Here is a 345-nt window from a genome sequence, read left to right on the forward strand (position 1 = left end):
CACTTGTCATCGGGGATGGTGAACTTCGCCATCGTGAAGACCGTGCGCTCGCTCTTTTTGCCCGGCACGAGGGTGGCGTAGTTCTGCGCGCGGAGCGGCAGAATAATCTGCTCCTGCACGGCAGTACGCTTCGCAACCTTCTTGTCCACGATTTTCCAAGTGATGTAGTCCACATCGAAAGGCACGTTGCTCTGGTTCTTTATCTCCGTGTGGAAATAAAGCAAGCCGTTGTGCGTGTAGATGCCTTTCAACAGGTATTGGATGCCGAAACGCTTGCAGCCGATATGCTTCACCTCGCGCTTGTTCTGTTTGTGGATGGACTTCATGATAAGGCGCACCAGCATC

General features: G+C 53.3%; 1 protein-coding gene. It reads right to left on the reverse strand.

The window, feature by feature from the left end; genetic code table 11:
• On the reverse strand, nucleotides 1–345 hold a 345-nt coding region (traN, locus tag DW640_RS24235), incomplete at both ends, for a conjugative transposon protein TraN (RefSeq protein ID WP_233525483.1).

It is taken from the genome of Bacteroides sp. AM23-12 (assembly GCF_003434395.1).
GTDB classification, from domain to species: domain Bacteria; phylum Bacteroidota; class Bacteroidia; order Bacteroidales; family Bacteroidaceae; genus Bacteroides; species Bacteroides thetaiotaomicron.